Below are 2,663 nucleotides of genomic sequence, written 5' to 3'. Positions count from 1 at the left end.
AACGGGCAGGTTAGTTGAAGACTCAGTTTCGAGATGTTGAGTTGAAAACAACATTTAGTCAATTGGAGTTCTAATTATAACTCTAATTAAATTCAAAAATTCAAGTTAGTTACTTAATTATCGTTGCTACTCCAAAACCAGTTTGTAATAATTGGAATCGGAGCATTTTATTTTTGAATATAGATATTAGTATTTGGGGATTTCTTAATAAAATCATCTATATACACAAAGTGGGGAGTTTATATTGGCTGAAAATGTTACGTCTAACAAGGTAAAGCAAGTAAGTAACTTTATTAAACAAAGTGATAAAACCCTTCACCTTTCATTAGGTGAGGTCACCAATTTAGAGCAAATCGGACAAGGCGGGAACGGCTTAGTTTATTCTGGCATTCAAAACGGCCAGGAAGTCGCTCTGAAGTTTCTAGTGGAGGATAAACAGAAAAGTAAATTACAACGTTTTAAAGCAGAATACTTTAATGTAAAGTTATTAAATGATCAAGATAATATAGTGAACTATATTAATTATGAAGAGTTAGCCATTGATGGCTCATCTATCCCTGTTATTGTTATGAAGAAATATGAGAAACCATTAAAAAAATTAAGAGATGATGCAGATAGTGTTAGTGAGAAAGTATTCATAGAGTTGTTTTATTTCCTGATTAATTCTTTAGAAAAGATACATCAAAAAGGTATAATTCACAGGGATATTAAGCCTGAAAACATATTAGTTACTAAAGAAGGGAAGTTTGTGCTAACAGACTTTGGTATAGCCAGCTATAACCCTGATTTATATGCTTTAAAAGCTAAAACGGAGAAACGTGAAAGATTGGCCAATTACGAATTCTCAGCACCAGAGCAGGCACATAAAGGTGCTGAAGCTGCTCCATCTATGGATATATATGCTGCTGCACAGGTTTGCCAATGGTATGCATTCGGCACAACACATAGAGGAACTAATAGAAGTAGAGTATCAAGCATCTTCAAATCTGAGGAAGCTGAAATTATTGATGTTGTTCTAGAAAAATGCCTTCATAATGATTACTCAAATAGATATCAGAGTGTTAATGAGATATTGCAGGAAATAGAAAGAATCAAGGAATCAAGAAGAACAGTTGATCCTTTTCATGAAATGTATTTGTTGAATGATGCAATTAGAGCAACCTGTCCTTCCGTCTCTAGAGGGGTTCAATATGTTGAAGAAGAGAAGTATATAAAGAGACTAGTGGAAAACATTAATCAAAAAAATTTTAGTTATAATCTTTGGTTTAATACCGGAATAGGAAATAGTGATTTTAGTAAACTTGTGTATTTAGGTAACCGAAAAATTCTAGTTGATTACAGAGAAATAATAATTAAAGGAGTGTGGTTATTTACTGGAAGCAGTTATGATGACCTAATCATTTTAGATACAGAAGAAAATGAACCTTTTGTGATTGACGGTGAAGAGGTTTATTATGCGCTAGTAATCAACGATGAACATGTAGTGCCAAGTCACTATCTAGATTCAGGGTATGTAGAAATAGGCGAGGAGGTCCACAGATTAAAGGATCTTAAAGTCGAAGAACATGATAGATCCAATAGGTATAAGTATTACTTTATTGGAACCAAGTTTCATTCATCTATTATATTTAATAATGATTCTGTCTTAAGTGACTTTCAAGACAAAGTGGATGTGGATGAATCAACAGTTATACAACTATTAAGAAAATTAAGGAGAAATAAGCATGAGGAGGTTATTTATAGGCTATAGAACTCTTTGTATTCGAAGTTAAGTTTTCAACTAACTGGGGCTTTTCTTCAATAATGAGATCTAGCCTTTTCTTATTAAGTATCGAGGCAGTTTTGTTGAATAGGTGAATAACAAAATAGATAAGATACTTGAAGAAAATTCATCAAAACATATAAGGTGAGTGGAAAATATTTTAAAAGCTTTTTATGAATTATTGCCTGTACTTGTAATGGTATTCATTGTCTTTTCCACTATCTATTTAAGGGATAAAGAGGATTTCAGGAAACAATTTCAAGGATTAAAGAAACACAAAATACAGATAACTTTTGTAATGATTACTGTTATTCTTTTTCCGTTTGTAATTTTACTTTTGATTTATATTTTAAAAAATATTGCTACTGTCTTAGGTTAAAAACTTTCTTCAATATAACTACCTATACAAGCTCGTTTCTATTTCACTATCGGAGCAAATTAATAAGGAGGTACTAATGAAACTACCGAAGTGTAATGTATGTAACCATCAATTCAACTGGAAAAAAGTCTACATTTCACTGTTTAAAAGCAATACAATACATTGTGAAAAATGTGGCACGGACCTTGATGCAACTAACCTCGGAAGACTGAAGGTTTTTTTTGTTTTATTACCAATGTTATTAATTAGCTGGATTTATAATATATATGATTACTCTGACTTTGGATTTTTAATTAGTTTATTAGTAATGATTCTTATAGCTTTTTTAATCTCATTGTTCTTGCCATATTTAGTTAAATATGAATCAAGTGTATAAGTCTTTAAGGGTTAATCGATATTGGTGCTTTTATGAACGTAAAGGTGTTATCAATAAATTTTGTGAATAATTTCACTTAAACTAAAGGGTGCATTAGTTGAAGAACTCCAAAGTACCTCGGTTTCAAGTCTTCACGAAACGGGGGC

The 2,663-nt window shown here is 31.6% G+C and carries 2 protein-coding genes; both read left to right on the top strand.

Annotation, left to right across the window (positions count from 1 at the left end):
• The first annotated feature begins 244 nt into the window (after window positions 1-244).
• Complete coding sequence (locus VKA52_RS08085) at window positions 245-1,750, top strand: protein kinase domain-containing protein (RefSeq protein WP_326315016.1); 1,506 nt, start codon at window positions 245-247, stop codon at window positions 1,748-1,750.
• Window positions 1,751-2,217: 467 nt separating this feature from the next.
• Window positions 2,218-2,517: a TIGR04104 family putative zinc finger protein gene (locus VKA52_RS20780; protein ID WP_442788831.1), complete on the top strand. Its 300-nt coding sequence runs from the start codon at window positions 2,218-2,220 to the stop codon at window positions 2,515-2,517.
• The last annotated feature ends 146 nt before the right edge of the window (window positions 2,518-2,663 follow it).

Origin of the sequence: Halobacillus sp. HZG1, assembly GCF_035818575.1 — a bacterium.
Lineage (GTDB): Bacteria > Bacillota > Bacilli > Bacillales > Halobacillaceae > Halobacillus > Halobacillus litoralis.
The sequence above is the reverse complement of the archived record's forward strand: the minus strand, read 5'-3'. Positions and strand labels throughout refer to the sequence as shown.